The organism is Acinetobacter sp. PC34, assembly GCF_051789135.1.
Lineage (GTDB): Bacteria > Pseudomonadota > Gammaproteobacteria > Pseudomonadales > Moraxellaceae > Acinetobacter > Acinetobacter johnsonii.
The window spans coordinates 1,790,144-1,812,584 of the sequence record NZ_CP196664.1; the positions used below are offsets into that span (position 1 = coordinate 1,790,144).

24 protein-coding genes, 1 tRNA gene and 3 pseudogenes are annotated in these 22,441 nt (G+C 40.1%); 21 read left to right on the top strand and 7 right to left on the bottom strand.

Translation table 11 applies throughout. The annotated features are described in order from the left end of the window. Positions 1-2: 2 nt before the first annotated feature. The 4 genes from ACSC9N_RS08635 (at position 3) to ACSC9N_RS08650 (ending at position 3,411) form a co-directional block, all read left to right on the top strand. Positions 3-599, top strand: a complete 597-nt coding sequence (locus ACSC9N_RS08635) for a hypothetical protein (RefSeq protein WP_029575011.1) — start codon at positions 3-5, stop codon at positions 597-599. 103 nt (positions 600-702) lie between these two features. Next, entirely contained in the window at positions 703-1,599 is an 897-nt protein-coding gene (locus ACSC9N_RS08640) for a sulfite exporter TauE/SafE family protein (protein WP_010326599.1), read from the top strand. A 139-nt stretch (positions 1,600-1,738) separates the two neighbouring features. Then, on the top strand, positions 1,739-2,830 hold the full coding sequence (locus ACSC9N_RS08645) for a 3-deoxy-7-phosphoheptulonate synthase (protein WP_010326598.1): 1,092 nt from the start codon (positions 1,739-1,741) through the stop codon (positions 2,828-2,830). A 56-nt stretch (positions 2,831-2,886) separates the two neighbouring features. Next, the gene (locus tag ACSC9N_RS08650) at positions 2,887-3,411 is read left to right on the top strand and encodes a protein tyrosine phosphatase family protein (RefSeq protein ID WP_439036023.1); all 525 of its coding nucleotides are present in this window, start codon (positions 2,887-2,889) and stop codon (positions 3,409-3,411) included. Here ACSC9N_RS08650 and ispF read toward each other — a convergent pair. Then, on the bottom strand, positions 3,399-3,887 hold the full coding sequence (gene ispF / locus ACSC9N_RS08655; RefSeq protein ID WP_010326596.1) for a 2-C-methyl-D-erythritol 2,4-cyclodiphosphate synthase: 489 nt from the start codon (positions 3,885-3,887) through the stop codon (positions 3,399-3,401). The two genes, ACSC9N_RS08650 and ispF, sit on opposite strands and share 13 nt — an antisense overlap. 101 nt (positions 3,888-3,988) lie before the next feature. On the opposite strand from ispF, the gene ACSC9N_RS08660 reads away from it, so the two are divergent. From ACSC9N_RS08660 to ACSC9N_RS08680, 5 genes and pseudogenes are all read left to right on the top strand, one after another. Continuing rightward, complete coding sequence (locus ACSC9N_RS08660; RefSeq protein WP_029575009.1) at positions 3,989-4,639, top strand: A1S_1983 family putative colistin resistance protein; 651 nt, start codon at positions 3,989-3,991, stop codon at positions 4,637-4,639. Between the two features lie 44 nt (positions 4,640-4,683). Beyond that, entirely contained in the window at positions 4,684-5,166 is a 483-nt protein-coding gene (locus ACSC9N_RS08665) for a CinA family protein (protein ID WP_010326594.1), read from the top strand. Positions 5,167-5,250: 84 nt separating this feature from the next. Further along, positions 5,251-5,481, top strand: a pseudogene (locus tag ACSC9N_RS08670) (aminotransferase); the annotation flags it as partial. A gap of 11 nt (positions 5,482-5,492) precedes the next feature. After that, a complete protein-coding gene (locus ACSC9N_RS08675) occupies positions 5,493-6,425 on the top strand; it encodes an IS5-like element ISAha1 family transposase (RefSeq protein ID WP_004637176.1) in 933 nt (310 codons plus the stop codon). Between the two features lie 148 nt (positions 6,426-6,573). Further along, positions 6,574-6,940, top strand: a pseudogene (locus ACSC9N_RS08680) (transposase domain-containing protein); the annotation flags it as partial. Positions 6,941-7,066: 126 nt separating this feature from the next. Here ACSC9N_RS08680 and ACSC9N_RS08685 read toward each other — a convergent pair. Both ACSC9N_RS08685 and ACSC9N_RS08690 read right to left on the bottom strand, forming a co-directional pair. Further along, a tRNA-Ile gene (locus ACSC9N_RS08685) sits at positions 7,067-7,143 on the bottom strand. Positions 7,144-7,374: 231 nt separating this feature from the next. After that, positions 7,375-7,698: a hypothetical protein gene (locus ACSC9N_RS08690; RefSeq protein WP_035330454.1), complete on the bottom strand. Its 324-nt coding sequence runs from the start codon at positions 7,696-7,698 to the stop codon at positions 7,375-7,377. Between the two features lie 91 nt (positions 7,699-7,789). On the opposite strand from ACSC9N_RS08690, the gene ACSC9N_RS08695 reads away from it, so the two are divergent. After that, the gene (locus ACSC9N_RS08695) at positions 7,790-8,362 is read left to right on the top strand and encodes a 1-acyl-sn-glycerol-3-phosphate acyltransferase (RefSeq protein ID WP_029575008.1); all 573 of its coding nucleotides are present in this window, start codon (positions 7,790-7,792) and stop codon (positions 8,360-8,362) included. Positions 8,363-8,623: 261 nt separating this feature from the next. After that, the gene (locus ACSC9N_RS08700) at positions 8,624-9,373 is read left to right on the top strand and encodes a YebC/PmpR family DNA-binding transcriptional regulator (protein ID WP_010326591.1); all 750 of its coding nucleotides are present in this window, start codon (positions 8,624-8,626) and stop codon (positions 9,371-9,373) included. A 52-nt stretch (positions 9,374-9,425) separates the two neighbouring features. Here the strand turns inward: ACSC9N_RS08700 and ACSC9N_RS08705 are convergent, their stop codons facing one another. The 3 genes from ACSC9N_RS08705 to ACSC9N_RS08715 form a co-directional block, all read right to left on the bottom strand. Further along, positions 9,426-9,641, bottom strand: coding sequence for a GrpB family protein (locus ACSC9N_RS08705; protein WP_010326590.1), 216 nt, complete (start codon positions 9,639-9,641; stop codon positions 9,426-9,428). A gap of 95 nt (positions 9,642-9,736) precedes the next feature. Next, positions 9,737-10,207 (bottom strand): Lrp/AsnC family transcriptional regulator, encoded by a 471-nt coding sequence (locus tag ACSC9N_RS08710; protein WP_004693423.1) that lies wholly within the window; start codon positions 10,205-10,207, stop codon positions 9,737-9,739. 279 nt (positions 10,208-10,486) lie between these two features. Beyond that, positions 10,487-11,251, bottom strand: a complete 765-nt coding sequence (locus ACSC9N_RS08715; protein WP_010326589.1) for a glutathione S-transferase family protein — start codon at positions 11,249-11,251, stop codon at positions 10,487-10,489. A 380-nt stretch (positions 11,252-11,631) separates the two neighbouring features. Between ACSC9N_RS08715 and ACSC9N_RS08720 the strand changes: the two genes are divergently transcribed. From ACSC9N_RS08720 to ACSC9N_RS08760, 9 genes and pseudogenes are all read left to right on the top strand, one after another. Next, positions 11,632-12,834 (top strand): SfnB family sulfur acquisition oxidoreductase, encoded by a 1,203-nt coding sequence (locus ACSC9N_RS08720; RefSeq protein ID WP_010326588.1) that lies wholly within the window; start codon positions 11,632-11,634, stop codon positions 12,832-12,834. Positions 12,835-12,844: 10 nt separating this feature from the next. Next, the gene (locus ACSC9N_RS08725) at positions 12,845-14,068 is read left to right on the top strand and encodes an SfnB family sulfur acquisition oxidoreductase (RefSeq protein ID WP_058952060.1); all 1,224 of its coding nucleotides are present in this window, start codon (positions 12,845-12,847) and stop codon (positions 14,066-14,068) included. Next, a complete protein-coding gene (locus ACSC9N_RS08730; protein ID WP_010326586.1) occupies positions 14,068-15,486 on the top strand; it encodes an LLM class flavin-dependent oxidoreductase in 1,419 nt (472 codons plus the stop codon). Before ACSC9N_RS08725 ends, ACSC9N_RS08730 begins: the two co-directional genes overlap by 1 nt. Before the next feature lie 22 nt (positions 15,487-15,508). Next, positions 15,509-16,351 carry a MetQ/NlpA family ABC transporter substrate-binding protein gene (locus ACSC9N_RS08735; protein ID WP_010326585.1) on the top strand — a complete coding sequence of 281 codons (843 nt, stop codon included), beginning with the start codon at positions 15,509-15,511 and terminating at the stop codon, positions 16,349-16,351. A 9-nt stretch (positions 16,352-16,360) separates the two neighbouring features. After that, positions 16,361-17,196 (top strand): annotated as a pseudogene (locus ACSC9N_RS08740) (MetQ/NlpA family ABC transporter substrate-binding protein). An 11-nt stretch (positions 17,197-17,207) separates the two neighbouring features. Next, entirely contained in the window at positions 17,208-18,278 is a 1,071-nt protein-coding gene (locus ACSC9N_RS08745) for a methionine ABC transporter ATP-binding protein (RefSeq protein ID WP_010326584.1), read from the top strand. Continuing rightward, positions 18,259-18,918: a methionine ABC transporter permease gene (locus ACSC9N_RS08750; RefSeq protein WP_010326583.1), complete on the top strand. Its 660-nt coding sequence runs from the start codon at positions 18,259-18,261 to the stop codon at positions 18,916-18,918. Before ACSC9N_RS08745 ends, ACSC9N_RS08750 begins: the two co-directional genes overlap by 20 nt. 313 nt (positions 18,919-19,231) lie before the next feature. Next, complete coding sequence (gene ychF / locus ACSC9N_RS08755; RefSeq protein WP_004693442.1) at positions 19,232-20,323, top strand: redox-regulated ATPase YchF; 1,092 nt, start codon at positions 19,232-19,234, stop codon at positions 20,321-20,323. A gap of 190 nt (positions 20,324-20,513) precedes the next feature. After that, positions 20,514-20,852 (top strand): hypothetical protein, encoded by a 339-nt coding sequence (locus ACSC9N_RS08760; RefSeq protein WP_010326582.1) that lies wholly within the window; start codon positions 20,514-20,516, stop codon positions 20,850-20,852. Between the two features lie 57 nt (positions 20,853-20,909). Here the strand turns inward: ACSC9N_RS08760 and ACSC9N_RS08765 are convergent, their stop codons facing one another. Further along, on the bottom strand, positions 20,910-21,449 hold the full coding sequence (locus ACSC9N_RS08765; protein ID WP_010326581.1) for an Mpo1 family 2-hydroxy fatty acid dioxygenase: 540 nt from the start codon (positions 21,447-21,449) through the stop codon (positions 20,910-20,912). 117 nt (positions 21,450-21,566) lie between these two features. Here ACSC9N_RS08765 and ACSC9N_RS08770 point away from each other — a divergent pair, with 117 nt between their 5' ends. Beyond that, entirely contained in the window at positions 21,567-22,262 is a 696-nt protein-coding gene (locus ACSC9N_RS08770) for a Crp/Fnr family transcriptional regulator (RefSeq protein WP_010326580.1), read from the top strand. The last annotated feature ends 179 nt before the right edge of the window (positions 22,263-22,441 follow it).

A 22,441-nucleotide genomic window follows, 5' to 3' on the forward strand; every position in this document is an offset into this window, starting at 1 on the left:
CATTGCGTTCAGCTTTAGATTGGTCACAACAAGAAATCATCATACCCTTTCAACAGCTCTGCAGTTGGTCGAAGCATCATTTTGGCTGGACACTTTTTATTTCCCTCATTTTCAATTTGCTTGTATTTATTTGTTTCCCAAGCAGCTGGATCCCCACTCAGATTCAGAGTAAAACCTTTGATGAAATCACCGTTGAAATCAGTAAAGGACGAATCAGCACGTTGAAATTTAAACAACAGCATCATTTATGGATCGCAAACTGCGCATTGATGGGAGAACCTGTTCAAACACTATGTGACCAGTCATCACATCGTCACCAATTTACGGCAAAGCAGGTCGAGGTTTACTATTTTGAGCATATTTTTTGGAACCTAAAAAATGCAAAAAAGGAGGCATTTATTCATCAGATCACATTAGCTGATCCACGTCAGCAACACTTAGATATGACAGATAGCTCGACCGCAGCGGATTTTGAGCAATGGAAAAAGCATCAGCTAGCCCCTCTTTATATTTTACGAACACTCATAGGTTTCAATCTATGGTGGTTGCTGACAATTGTAGGCTTAAAAATAAAAGCACGGATACAGCTCAAACAATAACTCCTATATCTCTTTTTAGAATAAGTAAATCAACAATCAAGACAACGACTTATATGAAAACGTCATAAGATATGCACGTTTTTTGATATTTTGGCATATAACAATGTTTGGTCCACTCGAATTTATTCTCGCAGGTGTTTTAGTCGGTTTTTGTGTGGGAATTACTGGTGTAGGTGGTGGTTCATTAATGACACCGATCCTCATTAGCCTTTTCAGAATTGAACCTCACATTGCCATTGGTACAGACTTGCTCTATGCCGCAATTTCAAAATTCTGTGGTTCATTTGTACATGCAAAAAAACTAAATATTGTGTGGCCAATTGTGCTTTGGCTTGCAATTGGCAGTATTCCAGCTTCCTTTGCAACGCACTGGGTACTCGACAACTATTTGAGCCAATCTACCCACTACAAAGCCGTGCTCACTATGGTTTTAGGCTTCATGTTGACCATTACAGGTTTATCAATTGTCTTCCGTAATCAAATTGAAAAATTTTTCAACAAATTACGTAAAGATGAGCTCCCAGACATGACCGAAGACTTAGAAAAAGTTCAGCTTCAAACCAGCAATAAACGTAAGTACATTGTGATGATGGGTGTGGTTCTTGGGGTCTTCGTGACACTGTCATCAGTTGGTGCAGGTGCTTTCGGAATCATGGCTTTGGTCATTATGTTCCCAAATCTACCAATGATTCGTATTATTGGTTCTGACGTTGTGCATGCGGTGTTACTTACTTTCGTTGCAGGTATGGGTCACATGACTTCAGGCAACGTCGACTTCCACCTCCTTATGTGGTTATTGGTAGGGTCTATTCCAGCAATTATTATTGGAACACTGATTAGTTCACGTCTTCCTGAAAAAATCATCCGTAAAGTGTTGGGTATTACCCTGTTCGCGCTGGGTGTGAACTTCATGTTGAATCCGATCAAAGCCAAACCAGTGAAGCCAGCCGAAACTGTTCAAGTCATTCAAATTTCAACAGTTAAGAATGCCTCAGTGTAGGCATTCTGATTTAAAATAAACCTAAGATTCATCACTTTTTTTTCAAAGATTCATTCGACTTTTTTATAACCTTTTATCAGCTAAACCGTGTTATATTCAGCTTATAAAGCAACTTAATACGATCGAACCAGTGACGGCAATGAATACTCTACAGTCAAACTCTATTACCCAAAACGACATCGATGACGTGAATTTACAAAGCATTCATCCGCTAGTTACCCCAGCGGAATTAAAAACTGAATTGCCTCTCACTGAGTCTGCATATCAAACTGTACTTCACGGTCGTGAAACGATTCGCAATATTTTAGATGGTAAAGACAAACGCATTTTTGTGGTGATTGGCCCATGTTCAATTCATGACCCAGTTGCTGCTCACGAATACGCAGACCGTTTAAAAGTTTTAAGCGATAAAATTAAAGACTCAATCTATATCGTAATGCGTGTTTATTTTGAAAAACCACGTACCACTGTGGGTTGGAAAGGTCTAATCAATGACCCTGACATGAATGACTCATTCAACATTGAAAAAGGTTTACGCATTGGTCGTAAGCTTTTGGTTGAGTTAAATGAAAAAGGCTTGCCGTGCGCGACCGAAGCACTCGATCCAAACTCACCACAGTACTACCAAGACTTAATCTCTTGGTCAGCGATTGGTGCACGTACGACTGAAAGCCAAACGCACCGTGAAATGTCTTCTGGTCTTTCTTCACCCGTAGGTTTCAAAAATGGTACAGATGGTGGCTTAACTGTTGCAACCAATGCCATGCAGTCGGTGAAACATGGTCACCACTTCTTGGGTCTAAACAACCAAGGCCAAGTGTCTGTTATTCGTACTTCAGGTAACCCGTATGCACACGTGGTACTTCGTGGTGGTAACGGTAAGCCAAACTACGATGCTGGTTCTGTAGCAGAAGCAGAAGCAGCATTGGCTAAAGCGAAAGTCAGCACCAAAATCATGATTGACACCAGTCATGCAAACTCGAACAAAGACCCGTTCCTTCAACCACTTGTTCTGAAAAATATTACCGAACAAATTATTGATGGAAATAAATCTATTATCGGCATTATGGTTGAAAGTCACCTTAAAGGTGGTCGTCAGGAAATTCCTGAAAACCTATGCGATCTTGAATACGGCAAGTCAGTAACCGATGGTTGTATTGACTGGGATACCACAGAAAAGGTATTACTAGAGATGCACGAAGCACTCAAAGACGTTTTACCGAACCGTTAAGTTTTTAAAACGCCATCTTCGGATGGCGTTTTTCATTCTAAGATTAAGAAATAATTATGAACGCTATTGAAACACACTTAAGCCAAACACTTAACTTTCAATTTATCCACGAGCATTTGTTTACTTCTGGACAACCGACTGCTGAGCAATTACAGCAAATTAAAGAGTATGGCGTAAACACGGTCATCAATCTTGCGCTCAGTAATAGCAATAACTATTTAGCCAATGAAGATCAAATCTGTTTAGAGCTCGGTTTGAACTATATACAAGTGCCTATTTCGTGGGATACACCGTCTGATGATCAATGTTTATTGGTCTTAGATATGATTGATCATTTGGTTCAAGAACAAACCATTTGGGTCCATTGCTCAGAAAATTATCGCGTCAGTAGTTTGATGTATTTATATCGTCAATATTATATAAATATCGATATGCCAACCGCACATGAAGCCATGCATCAAATTTGGGAACCGAATGACACATGGACAGGTTTGGCGCATGCTGTTGCCTTACAACTTCAAGGTCGTAAAGCGACACAAGAATTGAAGCTGGCTATGATCAATCCTGATCATTTTGCATGAGAAATCAGCACTGTAGCTGTAGATAAAATACCTTCCTGACGACCCGTAAAACCCAGTTTTTCCGTGGTCGTTGCTTTGATGCTAATCTGTGTGATTTCAACATCAAGAACGTCTGCAATGCTTTGGCGCATCGCTAAATTATGCGGTGCCAACTTCGGACGTTCACATGCCACAGTAATGTCAGCATTATTTAACTGATAACCACGATCTAAAATAAGCTGATAGACATGGTTGAGTAATACTCGACTGTCTGCCCCTTTAAAGCGAGGATCGGTATCGGGAAAGTGCTGACCAATATCGCCTAAAGCCAACGCACCCAATAATGCATCTGTTAAAGCATGCAAAACCACATCACCATCTGAATGTGCTTTTAAGCCGTGTGTATGTGGAATTTGAATACCTGCCAGTGTGACAAATTCACCCTCTTCAAAAGCATGTACATCTAGTCCCTGTCCAATTCGAATATGTGCAACCATGCTCAGTTTCCTTTAAGAAATAAATGATTGAAATCTTGTATTCACGCTTTCTCTTTCGCTATAGTTACAAGCAGCGCAACATAGTGAAAGTATAAGCGATCATGCTGTTGAAAACCGACATAAAACTTATGAAAAAATTTAGTATTTTAGTGTGTCTAAGTTGTCTTTGTACCAGCTTTAGTTATGCTCAAGTCATTAACTGTGATGATCCGACCTCGTCTAGCCTTAAAAAGATCTGTAGCGATCAATTTAAAGACATTCGACAAAAATTAGACACACAATCAATGACTGCTTTTTTAATCAGTGATGCGCCGCAGCGTTTATTGGTCGATACCCATCAGCTATGGCTAAACCGCCTACAGCAATGTAAATCCTTAGCATGCTATCAGCAGCAAATGGACTTCCGAATTGATGATCTGAACTTCTACACATCATTAAATCAAAGTTTGACGCAACACTATTTAAAGTTTGAACATGGGGCCATTGCCAAACAACCTGTGCACCTACAAGTGCATCAGCTGTCTAAAGATAAAATTAAGATCGAAGGTGTTGCATATCGTAGTCCCAATAACCGCATAGAAACCCAAACCATTTCATTTTTGGCCTATACCACACCCGATCAAAAGCAAAACATCACGGACAATGAAAACAACTGTCACTACCAGTTCAACTTTCAAAAAGCCATTCTTTCTGTAAAAAGTGAAAGTAAAGCATGTAATCGTTTTGTTGGTGTGTACCGTGTTTATGACTAAGCTGTTAAACAAATCAAAATAATGGACATCGGGAGGCTAAAGTGGTGCAAGTACTCAAGCAATGCTGCAACCTCCTAGAACAAAAAAAATTGACCATTGCTTTTATCGAAAGTGCCAGTTCAGGTTATCTATCCAGTCAATTTTCGATTTATAAACATAGCGGAGCTGACATTTTGTTGGGTGGACTGGTGAGTTATGACCCCAGTATCAAATGTGAAATTTTAAAGATTGACGCTGCACTTATTCAGCAATATACAGCGGAGTCGATTGAAGTCACTGAAGCTATGGCACTTCACGGGCATCGACTATTTCGTCATGCCGATATTATTGTCTCCTGTACAGGGTTGCTCAAACCTGGTGGAAGTGCGACGCCTGAAAAACCAGAAGGCACCTTTTATATTGCCATTCATTATCAAAACAGTTTAAGTACTTACCATTATTTACTGCTAGGCAGTGCACTCGAGCGACTTGATCAACTTACGAAAAATGTCGCTCAAATGGTCATTGAACGTGTTCAAAATGCTTAAATCTTTACACTAAATTTGATTTTTCTACATTTTGAACCCTTAAACTGAACCATAATCAATAAAAATGTGAAGCGCCTTGTGATGATGAAAATAATCCATCCGCTAGTTTTCAGCACCTTATTTTTTTCAAGCCACAGTTTTGCAACTGTAGGTGGACCACAAAATATTGAAGTTTTAGGACTCGACCAAGCTGATCAAAAAATTTATGTGATGCGACATTATTTAGATGGTCGTGGTCGTTTGCCACAATTGTATTATTATCAACTTAACAGGGCTTTGTTGCACAAACCTATCTCTAAAGGCTTATTCCACAATATAATTCTAAAATGAATAAGCCCACACCTAAAATCTATCGTACAACCAATTGGTCTTCTTATAACAGTGCATTAATAAATCGAGGAAATCTCTCAATTTGGTTTGATCCCAAGACTCAATGGTACGCTCAACCCAAAGGTAAACATGGTCGAAATCAAACTTATTCAGATACAGCCATCCAATGCTGTTTAATGATCAAATCCTTATTTCGTCTTTCTTTACGCATGGTCACTGGCTTTGTGCAAAGTCTCATTCATCTTTGTAGATTAGATTGGACAGCACCAGACTATTCCACCATCTGCAGAAGACAAAAGCATATTGATATTGCAATTAACTATCAAAAAAGCAGTAATGGTCTCCAGCTACTCGTCGATTCTACTGGCTTAAAGTTTCTAGGCGAAGGTGAATGGAAGCGTAAGAAACACCAACCTGAATATCGTCGCCAATGGCGTAAACTTCATATTGGTATAGATGCTGAAACCCTTCAAATACGCGCTATTCAACTCACTACAAATAATGTGAGTGATTCACAAGTGCTTGGTGATTTACTCGATCAGATTCCACAAGATGAGCAGATTGACTCTGTCTATACTGATGGGGCTTATGACACCAAGCAATGCCGTCAAGTAATTGCAGACCGACAAGCACATGCGGTGATTCCGCCAAGAAAAAATGCGAAACCTTGGAAAGATACAAAGACCAGCTCGCTAGAGCGAAATGAATTACTTCGAACAGTTAAACGTTTAGGAAGAACAATATGGAAAAATTGGTCAGGCTATCATCGCAGAAGTCTGATAGAAACCAAGATGCATTGCATCAAATTATTAGGCGATAAACTCCGTGCGAGAAACTTTCAAAGCCAAGTCAATGAGATTCATGCACGTGTGGCCGTATTAAATAAATTTACAGATTTAGGTCGACCTCACACCCAAGTTGCCACTTAAATTTAGATAACTTGGAAGAAGTTTAGCTTTTGAATGTTTGTGCAACAAAGCCCCCCGCATATGTAAGCCCTACTATGTACAGACCAAAGGTAAAGTTGAACGCTTTAATGAATACCTCAAATCGAGACTATATTAATGGCTCAACTAACACCATCTGACGCTGCTATCGGATTCCCTAACCGCTCTGAGGATCAACTACAGCCTAAAAAACTGGCAAGCACTCTGGCCGCTATCTGGTTGATGGTAACTTACCAATCAACATAAGAAGCATTGCTTCATAAGGGATCTAAAATCAGATGTGTTCCAGGGCCTTGGGACGTAATAACTAGTTATTTGCTGGCTCGATGAGCAGTTGTCAGCGAGCAGCTAATATCATACACCTGATTCAGTCAGCAAAGCTGAATGGACTGGATCCGCATGCCCAATTAAGTGATGTGCCGAAAAGGTTGCCGATACATAAAGTGACCCAGATTGAAGTATTACTTCAACACCGATGGAAACCCAACTCAAATTAAAAAAAGCTATGGGGTTTAGCGAATGCTTACAGAATAATGTTGATTTAAGCTGCTTACCATTTGCTTACCAGAATCTAAAAACAAAAAAACCACTTAGGATTAGTACACCTAAGTGGTTGTTTTATATGGTGGGCCCAGACAGACTTGAACTGTCGACCAACGGATTATGAGTCCGCTGCTCTAACCAACTGAGCTATAGGCCCTAATATACTGAATTTGTTATATATCAACAAGTTCAGGCGAAATGAATACTAGCGAAGATTTTTTCAAAAGACAAGCTTTTTCATACATGGTTGTACACTATCCAAACAATCGGGAAAATTTAGATCATCAAACTGACATATCAGGTCTTTCACGATCTTTGAGTTACATACTAAGACTCAAAAGTACTTATAAATACTAGAATAATAAAATTTAATTAAATTGGATAAAAACTAAATACCGGCTTTTTCTTTTTTTCGTGACTCAATGAAAAACTCAACAATTGACCAAATAACCACCAAAACAAAGAGAACGATTGCACATAAAAAAGTCGGAAGATAAGCCATTTTAACAATCCTGAACTTTGTTAAACCAAAGTTAAAGTGTGAAAATGCACACTTTAGTCTTAGACCAAAGTCTAATCTGTCATTTCGTTTATGAATAGTGGTATTTTCATTTTCACCATATTTATTTTCTATTTGATTAGATTTAAAACATCTTAGTGTTCTATTTTTACCCTCTCCTTGTTCAACTGATGAGGATTCAAAACGACTCATAAAAGTGGTAAGTGCAATCAAGTAGGACTTGACTCAAATCGCAAACAAGCAGACATTAGCCTCTTTAAAAAACACTTGTATTTTTATGCTCATGTTAAAAAAATTCATTGGTGAGTCTGCGTTTAAACTCGCAGGCTGGAAATATCATGTAGAACCAAACGTTTTGGAAGATAAGCAAGTCATTATTGGATTTGAACATACTTCTATGTTGGATGCTGTCTTGTCACTGGCGATTTTTCAAATCTACGATATGAAAATCCATACTCTGATTAAAAAAGAATTATTTAAAGGGCCAATGAAGCCCATACTCGAAGCCATTGGTGGTATCGCAGTCGATCGTAAGTCAAATAAAGACATTGTGTCTCAAATGGTTGAACACTTTAGCCAAAATGAAAAATTCAATTTAGTCATTGCACCTGAAGCGACACGTGCCAAAACAGGTGAAGTACGTAAACCTATTCGTACTGGATTTTGGCATATTGCTAAAGCAGCAAATGTCCCTATTGTGCTGATGTACGCGAACTCAAAAACTAAGCAAGGCGGTATTTTTGGAAAAATCTACCCAACAGACCTAGATCATGACTTAGTGCTTATTAAAGCACTTTATAAAGAGCATGTTGGTTTAGATATTGAGATTCCTGAACCTAAGACTGCTGCACAATAAGGTCGTTTAATTAACCTAAAAGAATGTGAAAACCCTATTCTTTTAGGTCTCTGTGAGTGTTTCCCAACAGTTAATTTTTAAAGTGAACTGCCTCATAGGGTAAATTTTAAATAACTGGCTTTATTTCAAACAATTTTAATTCTTTTTTTGTTTGTTCAGGCGATTTTCAGAAAAACACCTACTTTCGCATAAAAAAGTGCTTATGGTAGAATTTGCACAATTTGATAGGCACAAAGCCAATCTACAAGGAGCATATTTCGCATGGCGGGTCATTCCAAGTGGGCCAATATTAAGCATCGTAAAGCAAAACAAGATGCTAGCCGTGGTAAACTTTTTACCAAATTTATTCGTGAATTAACAACTGCTGCAAAGCTTGGCGGTGGTGATGCTGCAAGCAACCCACGTCTTCGTGCAGTTGTAGAAAAAGCGCTTTCTGTAAATATGACACGTGACGTCATCAACCGTGCAATCCAACGTGGTGCCGGTGGTGAAGATAACGATGATTTAAAAGAAATTACCTACGAAGGTTATGGTGTTGGTGGTGTTGCAGTTATTGTGGAAACCATGACTGACAACTTAAACCGTACTGTACCGGATGTCCGTCACTGTTTCTCAAAAACAGATGGTAACTTAGGCACAAACGGTTCAGTTGCTTTCTTGTTCACAAAGCGTGGTGAGATCACTTTTGAAGATGTATCTTTAGAAGATAAAATCATGGACGTGGCACTTGAAGCAGGTGCTGAAGATATCGAAGTGGATGAAAATGAAATCTTAGTCATTACTACACCTGAATCTTTTGGTGACGTACAAGATGCTTTAACTGCTGCAGGTTTAAAATCGGACAATGCTGAAGTGGTCATGAGCCCTTCAACTAAAGCCGAAATCACCGATATCGATCAAGCCAAAAAAATTATGAAAATGATTGATATGCTGGAAGATTTAGATGATGTACAAAACGTATATACCAACGTTGAATTCTCTGACGCGGTATTGGCAGAATTAGACGCCTAATCTACTGCTTTATAAAAATGCGTTCTCAAACATAACTTTGAGAGCGCATTTTTTATGGCTGATTGAATACACTTTCAATAAATTTTGCTTTTTTAGATCGATATTCATCCATCGTTAAATATTGGCTGTCTTGTTTTAATTGGTTATACGCCGTCACTAATTTTTGATTTTCCAACAAACGATCACGAAATATCAGAAAACTTTGCCACCGAGCGTTTTTCACGACCAATTGAATAGTAACATCATCCTGCTGTAGCACCTCTAACATACACAGCTGATGTACTCTTATTGTCGCTGATAATATGCAAACTTTTGAAAGTAGGAAGCCTAATACTCATTAGACTCATACAAGTTCAGCGTGACTTAGACTTTGCTCAACAAACCACTACAGTTAAAAACGTTATATTCTTTAATCACAAAGCTTGAGTGCAGTGCCACCACATGTTCGATTTTACCAATGCGTTTGAGTAAAATATCACTATAGTTTTCCATATCTCTTGCCACAACTTCAACGATAAAGTCTGCCGACTGCCCTGTCACTAAAAAGGCATTGGTCACTTCAGGAATATTTTCTAGCTCTTCTAAAAACTTGGAAAAAGTGTCGGTATCGTGCTTGCTCAAAGATACTTGGAGTAAAACATGTAGACTAAAACCGAGCTTTTGATAGTTAATATCACGCTTAACTTTGGTCATAATGTCGTTATCAATGAGGTGCTTAATACGACGATGTACTGAACTGACCGATAGATTAATACGCTCTGATAATTCGTTTAGATTGATATCTTCATTACTTAAAATTTCTAAAATTTGCTTATCAAAACGATCTAATTCCATTATTTAACTCTCATGACAACTTATGTTTATAGGTGTTTATTTTATATTAAGCATTTCAAATGAAAGATAAAGCTTATTTGCATTTTTTTTCATATATTTTGAGATTGATAAAAAGATATCAGCTTTTTCAAACAAAGAGTGCCATGATCTTTTACAAAGTTGCAAATCAACTGAGAAAATTTCTATTTAGCTTATATAAATCATGATATTGAAAATACAAGAAAGGCAAAGGCTGTCTGTGTCACACATCACCTTTGCCTTGTTTGGCTTAAGCTTATTTTAAACGCCGCGCCAGTCGACTCGAGCATTGCGCTCGGTTTGATAGACTCTTAAAACATACTGCCCCAAGGGTAAATTGGTTAAATAGGTTTTATAAGTACTAAATTCTTCAGATAGACTTTCCTCATGGTCTTTTTCCCAAGGTGTCCCTTTAATTTCCAGCACAGGCGCCAACATCGAACACACAGCAATATCGGCCAAACCTAAACGATCCCCGACAAAGTAACGTCCATGATTAGCAATTAACTTCTCATTCAATACTTCAATTAAACGCTGCATTTCAGCTTTGGAATGCTCTATTTTCTCTGCATTCAACTCATAGCCTTTCGACATCAATGTTTTCATTAAAGGTTTGGTGTATTTTTCAAATTTACGTAAATACCCCTTTTCGCCCAACATAATCTGTAATGATTGATCGTTATCGGACAATGCATGTGCCAACCCCCAACGACGGACATGCAATCCCAAATCATTGGCTAACGTATTAACATCTAAAGCCTCTTTACGAAGCTGTGCTTCATTACGTAACAGTCGATGTTCTGGATAACGCTCATCAAGATATAGTGCAATCTCGGTAGTATCAGCGACCCATTTGTCCTGATCACGCAAAATAGGCAGTTTATTTTGACCGGTCTTTAACTGTGCAAATGCCCGGTGAACCCCAGGCACCACATTTTGTGCGACAAAATCTAGCTCTTTATGATCGAGCAACCAGCGAGCTTTCTCACAAAAATGAGATAAAGGAAACTGGTATAAAGTTCTCATAAATGCTCCACATTTATTTTTCTATTTTGGCTTTTCAGAAAAGCCATCTATTTCAGTTGGATACTTTAGTCACTGTATTTAGGATTTACAATGTACTTTTTACTCAAAACTGCCTAGCAAATGTTCAACAGCCTTTATCAAATTTATACATTTTTTTCTCTACAATATCTCAAATCTTGATAAATAAGACTTTGATCATCCCATTCAGCCCTCAGTTAAATTAGTTATTCCTTATTTTTCAAATACTTAAAATATCATCTAAATGTTTAAACTTAGCATATTTTATTTTTAACTTTTTAGCTGCTAAGTAATTCAAAATCCTTCATTTAATCATTCAAGCAATCCCAAGTAGCGTATAGGCATTAAGTAAAGGTGCTTTTATGTCTCATACACTCTCTAAAAATATTCACGTGATACAAAATGATCAGGATGCGATTAATGCAGCCTATCATGTCGCTGACTTTGCCTTAGAAGGTCGGGATCAACGTGATCAGAACCGTCAGCTTCCTTTTGCTGAGGTCGAGTTATTTAGCCAAAAAGGATTAGGCGGTATTCGTATTCCTCAAGCTTTTGGAGGCGCATTTGTTTCCAACAAAACCTTAGCTCAGGTTTTTCGCATTATTAATAAAGCCGACTCAAGTGTCGGTCAAATTCCACAAAACCAAATTGCGCTGCTCAACATGATTGATCTCTTGGGCAGCGAACAACAAAAACAGTTTATTTTTAATGAAATATTAAACGGTAAACGCCTTGCCAATGGCGGCCCCGAACGAAACACCAAAGACACTAAAACTCTGAGTACAACATTAAGCATGGAGAATGGTCGTTACTATGTCGATGGTGAAAAATTCTACTCTACAGGCAGTAGCTTTGCCCATTGGTTAGCCATTAAAGCCATTCACCCTGAAGGATATGTGGTACTGACTATTGTTGATGCCACAGCACTAGGTGTGGAAGTTATCGATAACTGGAATGGTTTTGGTCAGCGTACAACTTCAAGCGGTACAGTAAAATTACAGCGGGTTGAAGTCGATCCACTACTTATCTTTGATGAGCGGAAACTGGTTGAAGACGTCAATTACCGTGGTGCTTTCTCGCAGTTAATGCAAGTTGCGATTGATGTCGGTATTGCAGAAGCTGCATTTGAAGATACTTTGTCAGCAGTTAAAAAAGCCCGACCAATTGTCGATGCGCAAGTTGAGAAAGCCAGTTTTGAACATTACACCTTACAAGAAGTCGGCAAATCCGCAGTCCTGTTAGATGCCGCTATCCTACTGCTCGATGAAGCTGCTGAATATTTAGATGAGCTCGACCAACTGAGCGTTGTCAGTGCCGAACAAGCAGCTAAAGCCTCTATTTTAGTCGCTGAAGCAAAGGTCTATGCCAATGATGCTGCACTACAAATTTCTGAAAAGCTCCTAGAGCTTGGCGGCAGTCGTTCGAGCCTAAGCCAACATAATTTAGATCAACATTGGCGCAATGCACGTGTGCATACCTTACACGACCCGATCCGCTGGAAGCTGCATGCACTGGGTAACTACTATTTGAACAACACTTTCCCTGCTCGCCACGCTTGGATTTAAGGAGAACGTCATGACTTCATTTCAACCTATTCTTCCACTTCAATCCCAAAACGCGGCATATGCACATATTATTCAAAGCGATGCCGAAGCCTTAGAAATTGCCAAAAATTTAGCTGAGCAGTTTAAACAACAGGCTATCCAACGCGATGCGGAACGTATTTTGCCTTTTGAGGAAATCGAGACCTATAGCCAAACTGGCCTTTGGGCCATTACTGTACCTAAGGAATTCGGGGGAGCCGATGTTTCCAGTTATACTGTCGCACAAATTATTGCGCTAATGAGTGGTGTGGATGGTTCGATTGGACAAATTCCACAGAACCATTTCTATGCCTTAGAGGTTTTACGTAATAACGGTACTGAACAACAAAAGCGTAAACTCTATGCAGAAGTGCTCAAAGGCGCTCGCTTTGGTAATGCCTTGGCTGAGTTTAAAACTAAAAATGCAACACAAAAACAAACTGCACTGAGCCAAACGGAACAAGGCTATGAGGTCAATGGTGAAAAGTTTTATTGCACGGGCAGCCTGTTTGCAGACCGCATACCGACCTTAGTCAAAGATGCCGATGACAAAGAGCTTCTGGTCTTTATCCCACGGAATAACTCAGGACTAGAACTGATTGATGATTGGTCAGGTTTTGGTCAACGTACCACAGGCAGCGGGACAGTCAAATTCAATCATGTCGCTGTAGATGCAGAAGATATTGTTCCTTTCGATACCGCTTTTTCTAGGCCGACTCTGGTTGGGCCTTTTGCACAAATTATGCATGCTGCAATTGAAACGGGTATCGCACGTGCTGCTTTTGAGGAAACACTGGTTCGTGTGCGTCAGGCTCGGCCATGGATTGACTCTGCTGTTGAACAGGCAACCGATGATCCTCTAACTCAGTTTGAACTAGGACGCGTGGTTGCCGATGTGCGTGCCAGTGAAGTCTTACTCAAACAAGCAGCTCGCTCAATCGATGCAGCACGTCCTAATCCAACCATTGATAGCATTGCAAAAGCTTCTCTCGATGTAGCGAAAGTTCGTGCACACAGCACAGAAACCGCTTTAAAAGCCGCTTCGAAATTAATTGAACTAGCAGGCAGTCGTGGTAGTCAGCGTGAAGATGGCTTAGACCGTTTTTGGCGTAATGCCCGTGTTCACACGCTACATGATGCGTCACGTTGGAAATATTACTTCATTGCCAATTATCTTCTTAACGGTGTACTTCCGCCACGCAGAGGGACATTGTAATGACACTATCATCTCAAAATAACAAGCCGAAGCAAATCATCCTGAATGCCTTTGATATGAATAGCGTAGGTCATATCAATCATGGTTTGTGGACACACCCACGTGATGAGTCACATCGTTTTAATGAGCTCAGCTATTGGACCGATTTGGCGCAAACTTTAGAACAAGGTTTATTTGATGGTTTATTTATCGCCGACATTACGGGTGTCTACGATGTTTATCAAAATGGTCTGGATTTAACCCTAAAAGAGTCAATTCAACTTCCAAGCCATGACCCAAGTACACTCGTTTCTGCAATGGCTGCCGTTACACAGCACTTAGGTTTTGGTGTCACTGTAAATTTGAGCTATGAGTCGCCTTATCAGTTTGCACGGCGCTTTGCGAGCCTCGACCATCTAACAAACGGTCGTATTGGGTGGAACATTGTCACGGGTTACTTAGACAGCGCAGAACGGTTAATTGGTCAAAAAGGTTTAAAAGATCACGACTTGCGTTATGAACAAGCTGAAGAGTTTCTCGAACTTTGCTATAAATTTTGGGAAGGTTCTTGGGAAGACGATGCCGTACAAAAAGATAAGTTAAACCGTGTCTTTACCGACCCTTCAAAAGTTCACGCCATACAGCATCAAGGCAAATTTTTCCAAAGCCAGGGCATTTTTCAAGTTTCTCCATCTATTCAGCGCACGCCTGTACTTTATCAAGCGGGCGCTTCAAGCAAAGGCTTAGCTTTTGCAACTCAACATGCTGAAGCCATGTTTATTGGTGCTGACACACCTGAAAAACTGAAACAGCAAGTCGATAAAATTCGTGCGCTTGCATTAAGCCATGGTCGTGATGAGCAAGCCATTAAACTCTTTGTTGGCATTAGTGTAGTTACGGCAGAAACAGACAAACTCGCACAAGAAAAACTCGCCGAATATATTCGCTATGCCAGTCCAGAAGCAGGTTTGGCGCATTTTTCAAGTTCAGTCGGAATTGATTTAGCGCAGTTCACAGATGATGAAGCGATTCCTTATAAACAAACCAATAGCATTGCCTCGGTCAATAACAAATTTAAAGAGCAAAAAGTTACACGAGCGGATTTAAAAGCCCAGCATGTACTCGGTGGACGCTATCCACTGATCGTCGGGAGTGGAAAAACTGTAGCAAAAAAACTCATTCAGCTCTTAGATGAAACTGGCATAGATGGCTTTAATCTCACACGAACCGTCGCCCCAGAGTCACATCAAGACTTTATTCGTTGGGTCATCCCAGAATTACAAGAGCGTGGCCGTTATAAAACCGCCTATGAAACAGGTAGTTTACGCCACAAATTATTCGCTCAAGGTGACCGACTGGCCGCAGACCACCCAGTACAGCAGTATCGATGTCAAAGCTCGTGCGCTCATCCTAAAACACAGCAAAAACAAACTGCATAAATTTTAAAATACGAGAAATATCATGGCTCAAACTGCAAAAACAAAATTTACCGTTATTGGGGTAATTGTCGCTGCCATCGTCATTGTACTGGTGGCGTGGTCTTATCATAAAAAATCGAGTAACTCTGAACTGGTGATTGGGATCAGCCCACCCTTTGCCAATCCATTAAAAGTGGCTGTGGAAGAAGCGAAACAGCAAGGCATCAACGTCAAACTGGTCGAGTTTTCGGATTGGAATACCCCCAATATCACGCTCAACCATGGTGATATTGATGCCAACTATTTTCAGCATCAGCCCTTCTTAGATAACGCCATCAAAGAAACCCAATTTAAACTGAAAGCACTGGATAAAGGCGTCACCACACACGTCGGTTTATATTCAAAAAAATATGACTCGATTGATGCGATTCCTGAAAATGCACGTACAGTTATTCCAAATGATCCAGTAAATCAAGGGCGTGCGCTTTTACTGTTACAACAGGCTAAATTGATTAGCTTAAAAGATCCAAACAATCATCTATCGAACCTGCAAGATATTGTCAGCAATCCTAAAAAGCTCCAGTTTATTGAAGTTGAAGGTCCACAAACTGCGCGTGCCGTTGATGATGCTGACTTGGTCTTTAGCTATCCACATTATTTACGTCTTGCAAAAACCATCGACCCAAATGATGCGCTGATCTTAGATGACAACACCAATACTTTGTATTCGATTTTATTTGTGGTGCGTGACGACTACCAACAGCAACATCCAGAGAAAGCAGCACAACTTGAAAAATTCATCAAGATTTATCAAACATCAGACAAAGTTAAACAGACCTTGAATAGTGAAATTGGTGAAAAACTTTGGTTCTCTGGTTGGAAGTGAGTATAAGCCATGACGCAATCTTTCACTCAAAATCTAAAAAAATGGCTGATTGGCTTAAGCGTCATCGTGGCAATTTTTACTCTAGCGGGTTACCGCTATAGCAAAAGCCATGCGCAAGATGATGTCTTAACGATTGGTATTAGCCCACCTTATGCCGAACTTCTGCAAAGCGTGGCAGATGAGGTAAAGAAACAAGGCATTCAAGTCAAACTAGTTGAATTCTCGGACTGGCATGCGCCAAATGTTGCTGTGCAAAATGGTGACATTGATGCCAACTTTTTTCAGCAAAGTGTCTTTCTGAGCAATGCAATTCGCGAAACAAATTATGATCTGCATGCATTCGCCACAGGAGCAGGAAGTCATGTCGGACTGTATTCAAAAAAATATAAGTCCTTAGATGCACTACCCACTCAAGCACGTGTGGTCATCCCCAATGACCCTGTAAACTCGGCACGCGCCCTAATTTTACTGCATCGTGCAGGTTTGATTCAGCTCAAAGACCTCAACAATGAACTATCTACCGTAAAAGATATTGTGAGCAATCCTAAACAGCTTCAGTTTATTGAAGTAGAAGGCCCACAAACTGCCCATGCGTTTAATGATGCCGATTTAATTTTTGGCTTCCCGCATTATTTAAAAATGGCTAAGGTCACAGATCCGCATCATGCCTTTTTCTTGACCCGATAAACAAGAAATACGCCATTTTATTTGTGACACGTAAAGACTATCCAGATCAAAACCAAAAACTTGCGACTTTTGTGCAAGCATTCCAAAACTCAAAACACGTTCAAGAAATTTTAGATCGTGATTTTGGCCAAGGTCTGTGGTTTGAAGGCTGGAAATAAGGAGAAAAAGAATGGTCAGCTTTGGTTCTCATGTGGATTTTTCAATTCCACATATCAAAATTCGTAACTTAAACAAACACTATGCGGTACAAGGGCATACTGTACATGCACTCAAAAATATTGACCTCGATATCCCGACAGGTAAAGTGTTTGGCATTATTGGCAAAAGTGGTGCAGGTAAATCTTCTCTGCTCCGCACCTTAAATGGTTTAGAACGTATCAGTGAAGGTCATATTCATATTCATCAACAAGACTTGGCGGCATTGAGCCATGCTGAGCTGATTCAGCTCCGCCAACGCATTGGTATGATTTTCCAGCATTTTAATCTAATGTCTGCCAAGACAGTTTATGAAAATGTCGCACTACCCCTCAAAGTTGCCAATTATCCCAAACAAGACATCGAACAACGTGTCAACGAGGTATTACAGTTGGTCGGGCTGAGTGATAAGGCACAGCATTACCCATCACAACTGTCTGGCGGTCAAAAGCAGCGTGTCGGCATTGCCCGTGCATTGGTTCACCATCCTGAAATTTTACTCTGTGATGAAGCAACATCTGCACTCGATCCAGAAAGCACCTCTGTGGTGTTGTCCCTGCTCAAAGAGATTAATCAAAAGTTAGGTATCACCATTGTATTGATTACCCATGAAATGCAAGTGATTCGGGAAATCTGCGATCAGGTCGTGGTCATCGATGCTGGTGAAATTGTGGAATCAGGCGAAGTATGGTCGGTGTTTTCTCAACCCCAACAAAGCATTACCCAAGAACTACTGAATCTAGAACAACTCGATTTGCCTTTTCGCTTAAATGCTGTACCTATGCAGCTTGATACACATGCCATTTTCAAAATTCGCTCGACTTCAGATGCGCATCATCCACCTGACTTAAAAAAGATTTTGGAGCACTTTCCACAAACTGTGCATTTATATCAAAGTCAGGTCGACACCATCCAAAACCATTTAATTGGAACATTGGTTATTGCTGTTCCTACACAGGACTTAGAAATTCAATCGCTACGACAAAAACTAAAAGCGCATGTGACACATGTAGAGGTACTGGGCTATGCACGACCAACTCATTGATTTATTACTGACAGGCACCATCGATACCTTAATCATGGTCGGTGCATCCGCATTTTTTGCCTTGCTCCTTGGTCTGCCAATGGCAGTGGTTCTAGTGAGCACCTCTGAGCATGGCATTTATCCTTCTAAAAGTATTAACCATAGCTTAGGCTGGTTGGTAAATATTACCCGTTCTGTTCCCTTCCTTATTTTGATGGTGGCCCTCATTCCACTCACACGTTGGATTGTCGGCACCAGTTATGGTGTTTGGGCAGCAGTTGTCCCTTTAACCTTGGCGGCAACCCCTTTTTTTGCACGGATTGCAGAAGTCAGTTTACGCGAAGTAGATCAAGGTTTGATTGAAGCTGCGCAAGCTATCGGCTGTAATCGCAGTCAAATCATTTGGCATGTGTTGTTACCTGAAGCGCTACCAGGAATTGTCGCGGGTTTTACCGTGACCATTGTGACCATGATTAACTCCTCTGCCATTGCAGGTGCCATTGGTGCAGGTGGTTTAGGCGATATTGCCTATCGCTATGGTTATCAGCGTTTTGATATGCAGATCATGTTGGCCGTGATTGTCGTGCTTGTAATTTTGGTGATGTGTGTGCAAGCAATTGGAGACAATCTGGCAAATCAACTCGATAAAAGGAAGGTTTAATCCCATTTCCCATATAAAATAGAGCTCTATACTGTACATTTAAGTTTTTTAGCCCCTCCTTTTTCTGAGGAGGGTGTTTCAATATGAAGTTCACGCCATTTTCATGAAAGACTCCAGTCCTTACATAGACAATGATCTACATGCAATGGATCTCTTAAATCTAGTTCCTTTATTAAAAGAAAAGGCTTAAATGAGGAGATTCTGCCCACAACATGATTTACAACTTTGATTCTTCTCCCCTGAGACCTGACTTTGTCATGGCTTTCATGTAAAATCACTGGCAATTTTTATATAACACGTTGTGAGTTATTTCATGGGTTTTAATTGCGGTATTGTCGGCTTGCCGAACGTTGGTAAATCTACACTTTTCAATGCATTGACTAAAGCTGCTATTGCTGCTGAAAACTTCCCATTCTGTACCATTGAACCAAACACAGGCATCGTTCCTGTGCCAGATCCACGTTTAGACAAACTTACCGCGATTGTAAAACCTCAGCGTGTGATTCCAACAACGATGGAATTTGTAGACATCGCAGGTTTAGTTGCTGGTGCATCTAAAGGAGAAGGCTTGGGGAACCAATTCCTTGCAAATATCCGTGAAACGGATGCGATTGCTCACGTTGTACGCTGTTTTGAAGATGAAAACGTCATTCACGTTAACGGTAAAATTGACCCGCTTGATGACATCGCAACCATCAACACGGAACTTGCACTTGCTGACTTAGAAACTGTGACAAAAGCAGTGACTCGTTTAGCAAAATCTGCAAAAGGTGGCGACAAAGAAGCGCTCGCAACCAAAGCGGTTTTAGACAAAATTTTACCTTTACTTGATGAAGGTAAACCTGCTCGCGCAGCTGACCTAGACGACGACGAACGTAAACTGGTTCGTGGTTTTGGTTTAATGACTTTAAAACCAACCATGTATATTGCGAACGTTGCTGAAGATGGTTTTGAAAACAACCCACATTTAGATGCTGTGAAAAAACTGGCAGCTGAAGAAAATGCAATCGTGGTTCCGCTTTGCAACCAAATCGAAGCTGAAATTTCACTGCTTGAAGATGAAGACCGTGCTGAGTTCCTTGAAGCTTTAGGCATGGAAGAGCCGGGTCTAAACGTGGTAATTCGCGCGGGCTATGGTCTTTTAGGTTTACAGACTTACTTCACGGCGGGTGTACAAGAAGTTCGTGCTTGGACCGTTAAAGTGGGTGCAACTGCACCACAAGCGGCGGGTGTGATCCACACTGACTTCGAAAAAGGCTTTATCCGTGCTGAATGTGTTGCTTATAACGACTTCGTTCAATACAACGGTGAAGCAGGCGCGAAAGAAGCAGGAAAATGGCGTTTAGAAGGTAAAACGTATATCGTTCAAGACGGTGATGTTCTACACTTCCGCTTTAACGTATAAGTCGTTCCGAATATAAAAAAACCCGATACCCATCGGGTTTTTTTATAAGCTTAAACCAATCTTAAAAACAGCATTAAATAACATATGAACACCTGATCCGTTTGGATCTCACACAATATTATCACTTCTATTCTTTCGTATTATCGCTAATTTAATCACAGGCATTAATGCCTTCATTGAACAAACGAAAATGAAAAAGATCAGCACATTTATTGCAGCAGGTTTATTCACAACGCTTAGCGCTACAGCATTTGCATGCCCACAAGGAACAACACCGTCGGGTGGTACAGGTGCAAATCATAAAGGTGGTAAGTGCGTCGCAACCATGAACGTGACGAAACATGATCAGGTAATGAAACAAGACAAAACAGCCAAACATGATCCAGCCATGAAGCAAGATAAAATGGTGAAACATGATTCAATGAAAGCCAATGAAATGGCCAATAAATCCCATAAAGATGCTCATGCTCCAAGCCCGAATACACCCAAAGCTCAACCAGATACACGTAAAGTCGCGAAGACATCTTAAAACAGCAGAAAAAAGCCAGTGAAATTCACTGGCTTTTTTCTCGATAAAATAATTCAGTTAATGTGATGTCACAGAGACATATTTATCATCCATTGCAGCACGCTGTTTACGCGCTTCATCTAACATACGTTGTTCGATGTCTTTTCTAAAACCAAGCATAAACACCATTTCCGCCAAAACAAATAATGGTCCGATAGCTAGGCCAATCACATCATCCATAAAGGCCGGTTTTTTCTTCTCATAGAAATGCCCGACAAACTGGAACGCCCAGCCGACGACAAAAATACCAATACTGAGACTTAACCAAAGTCCCAAATCAAACTGTGAAATTTTATATGCCAATGGATAAGCCATGGCATAGATTACTAACATGATCACACCAAAAATTCGATCTAGGCTTAAGTAGTAAACAATACTCGCTAATATCAAAACCATCGCCAAGGTAATTTCAAAACTGCCAATAGTCATGCCAGCTCTTGCGGTTAAGCACATAATTGAAAACACAATCAACGGAATACCCACAAAGTGGGTCACGATATTTTTATGATCAAGATGATAAGCTGCATACTGACTTAATAATTTTTCTAATTTATTCATACTGTATTTCCTTATTGCATGATATTGATCACGATATAGAATAACTTTAAAGGAAAACAGCTCATAAAGTTGTCGTCGACCTGACAAGTTGCTCGATCAATCACGAAAGGACGCGGAATGCTGGAAGTTCAACATCAACAACAATTACTCAATAACAATTGGTTCGCCAAACTACCACAAGCCTATCAACAGTATATTGTGCAACATGCCAAATATATTGAGGTTGCAAAAGACCAAGCTGTTTTTCACTCTGGAGATTTATTTGATGGCATCTATGCAGTCTTGAACGGCGCAATTCGTTTAGGTCATGTCGACATTGAAGGTAAAGAAGCCGTTGCAGCAATCGCTGAACCGATTATGTGGTTTGGAGAAATTTCGTTAATTGATCAGCAACCGCGTTCGCACGATGCGATTGCTATTCAAAAAAGCACCCTGCTCCATCTGCCTAAACGCGATGTTGAGGCGTTTATCCAAGCTACCCCAGAATTTTGGTTTCATATTGCACAGCTTGCTTCACAGAAGTTACGCCTCGCTTTTTTAGAACTGATCGCAATCCAAAGTCAAAATATCAGTCAACGACTGGCTCAACGCTTACTGTTTATTTTAAGCGGTTATGGCAACCATCTGTCGATTACCAATGATGAAATCCATTTATCACAGGAGCAACTGGCTCAAATGCTGATGTGTTCACGCCAAACCATCAACCAAGAACTTCAAAACTTAGAAAAACAAGGAATACTGGCAATTGCTTTTAAAAAGATTAAGATTTTAGATCCTGCAATGCTGCATAAAATGGCACATAGCTCAGAATAGGCAATCAAGTGTGCGCCTTAAGAGCGCAATTCATATAAAAAAGATGTATAAAAATATTGCTTACACGGCGTAACGTCTTGACTATTTTTCTCAACGACTTTGGACTGCTGTGGCAGCATTTGACCAATAATTAATGTAAACATCACAAAAACTAATTTTTTAAATTAACGCTTAAAATT